This window comes from Aeromicrobium sp., from assembly GCF_036676885.1.
Classification (GTDB): domain Bacteria; phylum Actinomycetota; class Actinomycetes; order Propionibacteriales; family Nocardioidaceae; genus Aeromicrobium.
In genome coordinates this window covers 1-4,463 of the sequence record NZ_JAKFCB010000369.1, presented here as the reverse complement: position 1 = coordinate 4,463, position 4,463 = coordinate 1, and the positions used below count along the sequence as shown (strand labels likewise).

Below are 4,463 nucleotides of genomic sequence, written 5' to 3'. Positions count from 1 at the left end.
GGTCAGCAGGGCGGGTCCGGCGTCCTTGAGCAGGAACCCGCGGGCGCCGGCCTTGAGCGCCCCGTGGACATACTCGTCGAGGTCGAAGGTGGTGATGACCACGATCGGCAGGGGATCGGTGACATCGGGGCCGGCGAGGCGTCGGGTGGCTTCGATGCCGTCCATCAGCGGCATGCGGATGTCGAACAGGCCGACGTCGGGGCGCAGCTGGAGCGCCAGTCGAACTGCCTCGCGCCCGTCGGCGGCCGCGCCGACCACTTCGATGTCGGGCTGGGCGTCGAGCAGCATGGTCAGCCCGGTGCGCACGATCGGCTGGTCGTCGGCGATGAGGACCCTGATGCTCATCGTGGCGTCCCGGTTCGAGGCAGGACCGCCTCTACCCGCCAGCCCCGCTCGGCGGCCGGTCCTGCATGGAACGTGCCGCCGAGCAGTGAGGCGCGTTCCCGCATGCCCACCAGGCCGTAGCCTGCTGGGGCGCGGCCGCCAGCGGCGGAGCCGTCGTCGTCGATGGTCAGCCGGACCTGGTCGGCGTCGCCCGTGACGGCGACGGTGACCAGGTTCGCGTGACGGGCGTGCCGTCGAGCGTTGGTGATGGACTCCTGTGCCAGGCGGTAGATCGCGGCCCCGACCGCCGGGCTGAGGTCGTCGAACTCGCCGGACAGCGTCACCTCGACGCAGGGACGCGTCCGGCCATCGGTGGCGAGCTGCTCGACCTCGGCCACGCCGGGCTGCGGCGCGAACTCGGTGTCCTGTGAGGCTCGGAGCACGCCGACGATGGCGCGCAGCTCGGTGAGGGTGCGGGTCGCTGCGTCCTCGATGATGGCCAGGGCCTCGACGGCACGTTCGGGATGGGAAGCCGCGATGGCACGTCCTGCTTGGGCCTGGATGGCGATGCCCGAGACGTGGTGGGCGACGGTGTCGTGGAGCTCGCGAGCGAGCTGTTCGCGTTCGAGGGCCTTGGCCTGCTCGATGTCGCGGATGCGGATCTTCGCCCGATAACGGATCGCGGCGCCGAGCGCGGCGGCGAACAGGAAGAACGCGTACGCGCCGACCGTGTCCGCCAGGCTGGTGGGGTCGGCGATGGTGGTGAGGGGCAGCCAGAGCAGGATGAGGCCGAGTCCGCTTGCGGCCTCCCGGCCGGAGCCCCACCGGAACAGGGCGTAGGCCAGGATCAGCGCCGCGCCCATGCTGTTCAGCAGGGCGCCTTGCGACCCGGTGAGGATTCTGACGATCTCGACGATCGTCCACGTGCCGAAGGAGGCCGCAACCGCGACGAGCGGATGCGAGCGTCGCCACAGCAGGGAGCCGAGGACCGCAAGCAACGGGATGAGCAGCAACGGGCGCGGCGCCAGGTCCGAGCGAAGCACCACTTCCACGACGGACCAGCAGATCAGTAGTGCGACCAAGGCCCAGTCCCGCGGCCCCCGGGCCGGGGCATTCGTGGGTCGAGGTTCAGCCCACAGCGAGCGGAGTGCGTTGGTGGCCATCTGGCCAGCCTAGACAGCCCGCGCGCTCGGTGTATCCGCCGAAAGTACAAGAGCTCGGCTGTGCCAACGGCCAGGTCGAATCAGGCTCTGCGGCTGATGTGCCCGCCGCCGGCATCCGTGAAGGTGGAAGCACCCACCCATTCAAGCCAGGGAGCATTGTGATGAGAACGCCTCAATCCCACACCGCACCAGAGAATCCGCCGTCCCGGAGCACGCTGGAAGATCTGCGCATGCCCGTGCAGGCCAAGCTCGCAGCCGCATGGACCAGCTTCATGTTCCTCTACATCTACGTCGACTACCTCGCCCTGTACAAGCCCGGCTTCGTCGACGACATCCGGGCCGGCATCGTCCACGAGTTCGACACCGGCCCAACGTTCGTCGCCCTTGCGCTCACGCTCATAGCCATCCCGAGCCTCATGATCCTGCTCTCCGTGACACTGCCCGCCCGTGTCAACCGCACCGTCAACCTCGTCGTGGCAACGCTCTACATCCCCGTCTCGATCTTCAACGCGGCAGGGGAGTCGTGGAGCTACTCGTACTTCTACGGCTTCTCCATCGGACTCGAGGTGCTGCTCCTGGCCTTCATCCTGCGCTCCGCCTGGACCTGGCCACGCCGCACCGCATCACCGGCGACCCTCGCAGCCAGCCTCGACAGCGAGCCACTCCGCAGCCCGCAGCAGGCGTGACTGCCCGCCTCGCGCCATCCCCGGAAGGTCAGCGAGCCAGCAGCGCGGTGACCTGGGTCCGTATGTCGGCCGCGACAGCCGCATTGCTCACGGCGGGATCCGCGTTCGCAGCCATGCTGAGAAGGCCGATCGCGGAGATGATGTGCGCCAAGGTCGGGGCATCGTCGATGAGTGACGCGTCCCGGCGCAGGACATCGGCGAGGGCCTCCTCGGTCTGTCCCGCGATCGTGAGCGCCTTGGCGTGGTGGGGATCCTCGGGGTCGCCGAACGCCAGCTCGCGCAGGTAGGTGCGGCCGTTGGAGATCTGGGTGCGGTTGCACTCCACGATCGGCTCCATGATCGCCATGACGGCATCCAGGACGTCGTCAACGCCGTCGGCGGCTGAGCGGCCACGTTCGAGCGCTTCGGCGTAGTGGGTGTTCTGCACCATCAGGAGGAGCTCGCCCTTGGTCTTGGCGTAGAGGAACAAGGTGCCGGTGCCGATGTCCGCCTGGTCGGCGATCTGCTGGGTCGTGACCTCTTCGACGCCGCGCTCGGCGAACAGCTCACTCGCAGCCGCGATGATCCGGTCGAGCTTCTCCTGCTTGTTGCGCTCGCGTCGGCTGAGCGGCTGGGAGGCGAGGGTCATGACGCATCCTCCGGGACTGGGCGCTGACGGTACGGAGGTTCATCCTTCCACGCCCGAACCCCTGAATCCCGGCTACTCCTCGTAGTGCGGGAGCGCATGGCCGTCCTTGACGTAGGTCAGCGCGGCGGTGACGTCGTACGCATGGATCGCCGAGGCCAGCGGCGCGAGCTGCGCGGACAGCTCCTTGACCGTGTCGCCGGCGAAGAAGGCATCGCGCGATGCATCGTCGGCGAACCCGAGCATGACCGAGGCGTGGAATCGCTGGTCCTTGGGGTTGTCGTGTGCGACGTCGGGGGTGTCCCACAGCTTCCGGCTCCAGGGCAGGAAGGTCTGCGTGCGCAGCTCCTTCAGCACCCCGGTCGCGGCGAGTGCAGGCGCCAGCTGCTTGTTGACGAACGCACGGAACGCGCGGCCACTCACACCGTCGCGGCGGCGCAGGTAGAGGACGGCGCGAGAGCCGGCAGCCTCGCCCGGGGCGACGTCATACCAACGGGCGGAACCCGGGGGGCCCGCGTAGAGCAGGGTGCGGCGGAACACGTTGATCTCGTCCTTGAACGCCATGGCGTTCTGCTTGCGCCCCTGCAGGGTGGAGAGCACACCCTTGAGGGTGACATCCGCGATGCCGTCGATCCTCCGGTCGGCAGGGATCGCGGTCTCGACTCCGTCGGTGGCGGGCCACCTGCCGGGGTTGTCCCCGGCCAGGTGGATCTGCCGGTACTCCTTGAGGCCAGGGTTGGCCGAGATGATCCCGGAGTGCGGGCCCTTCCAGTAGTCCATGCCGACTTGGCGGGGTTGGTCGGTGCGCACCCACAGCAGGATCGCGCTCGAGAGCTGCTTCCTGGCTTTCGGGGTGGTGGACGCGGTGTTCATGGTGACCTTTCCTGGTGGCGAGCGTCAGCGGTTGAGGAACTCGACGGCGACGGGAGCGAACTCCTCGTGGAACTGGAAGATGCCGCCGTGGCCGGAGTCGGGGTAGATGACCAGCTCGGACCCCTTGATGCGGCGGTGCAGGTCCTCGGAGAGGACCGACGGCACCATGCGGTCGTTGTCGCCGTTGGCGATGAGCGTCGGCTGCGTGAGCCTCGACAGGTCCGACGGGGTGGACCGGCCGTACTTCTTGATGGCCTTGAGCTGCGTCTGGAACGCTGCCGTCCTGATCTTGGCGTCGCGGTCCTCGGTGCGCTCCTCGAGACGCTTGACGAACGCCTTCGCGGCGGGCTTGCCGGTCGCGTTGCGGTTGAAGAACAGGAACTCCTTGGGGTCCGACCGCGTCAGCGTCGCCCGGAGGATGTCCCAGTAGGTGGTGCCGGCGACCTTGTCGATGTCCTTCCCGCCGCGCGGCCCGGTGCCGGTCAGCACCAGCTTGCGGACCAGCGCGGGGTGCTTGACGGCCAAGTCCTGGGCGACCATGCCGCCGAGGGAGAACGAGAAGATGTCGACCTGGTCGAAGCCCAGAGCCTTGATGAACGCGTACGCGTCATCGGCCATCGCCTCGACACTGTCGGGGACCTTTCCGGTCGAGGCGCCGACGCCCTTGTTGTCGAACGCGATGACGTGGCGGGTCCTGGCGATGGGGTCGACGATGCGGGGATCCCAGTTGTCGAGGGTCGCGGCGAGGTGGACGAAGAAGATGACGGGAATTCCGCCCTTCGGTCCCAGCTC

General features: G+C 68.3%; 6 protein-coding genes. 1 reads left to right on the top strand and 5 read right to left on the bottom strand.

Annotated features, from left to right (window positions below; translation table 11 throughout):
- A partial coding sequence (locus V6M46_RS17480; RefSeq protein ID WP_332667423.1) for a response regulator occupies nt 1-345 on the bottom strand: 345 nt, incomplete at its 3' end.
- A complete protein-coding gene (locus tag V6M46_RS17475; RefSeq protein WP_332667421.1) occupies nt 342-1,487 on the bottom strand; it encodes a sensor histidine kinase in 1,146 nt (381 codons plus the stop codon). The genes V6M46_RS17475 and V6M46_RS17480, both read right to left, overlap by 4 nt.
- Nucleotides 1,488-1,717: 230 nt before the next feature.
- Between V6M46_RS17475 and V6M46_RS17470 the strand changes: the two genes are divergently transcribed.
- On the top strand, nt 1,718-2,173 hold the full coding sequence (locus V6M46_RS17470; protein ID WP_332667420.1) for a DUF6326 family protein: 456 nt from the start codon (nt 1,718-1,720) through the stop codon (nt 2,171-2,173).
- 28 nt (nt 2,174-2,201) lie between these two features.
- Here V6M46_RS17470 and V6M46_RS17465 read toward each other — a convergent pair whose 3' ends face one another.
- The 3 genes from V6M46_RS17465 to V6M46_RS17455 all read right to left on the bottom strand — a co-directional run.
- Nucleotides 2,202-2,801 carry a TetR/AcrR family transcriptional regulator gene (locus tag V6M46_RS17465; protein ID WP_332667419.1) on the bottom strand — a complete coding sequence of 200 codons (600 nt, stop codon included), beginning with the start codon at nt 2,799-2,801 and terminating at the stop codon, nt 2,202-2,204.
- A 72-nt stretch (nt 2,802-2,873) separates the two neighbouring features.
- On the bottom strand, nt 2,874-3,671 hold the full coding sequence (locus V6M46_RS17460) for a hypothetical protein (RefSeq protein WP_332667417.1): 798 nt from the start codon (nt 3,669-3,671) through the stop codon (nt 2,874-2,876).
- A gap of 24 nt (nt 3,672-3,695) precedes the next feature.
- On the bottom strand, nt 3,696-4,463 hold a 768-nt coding region (locus tag V6M46_RS17455; RefSeq protein WP_332667415.1), incomplete at its 5' end, for an alpha/beta fold hydrolase.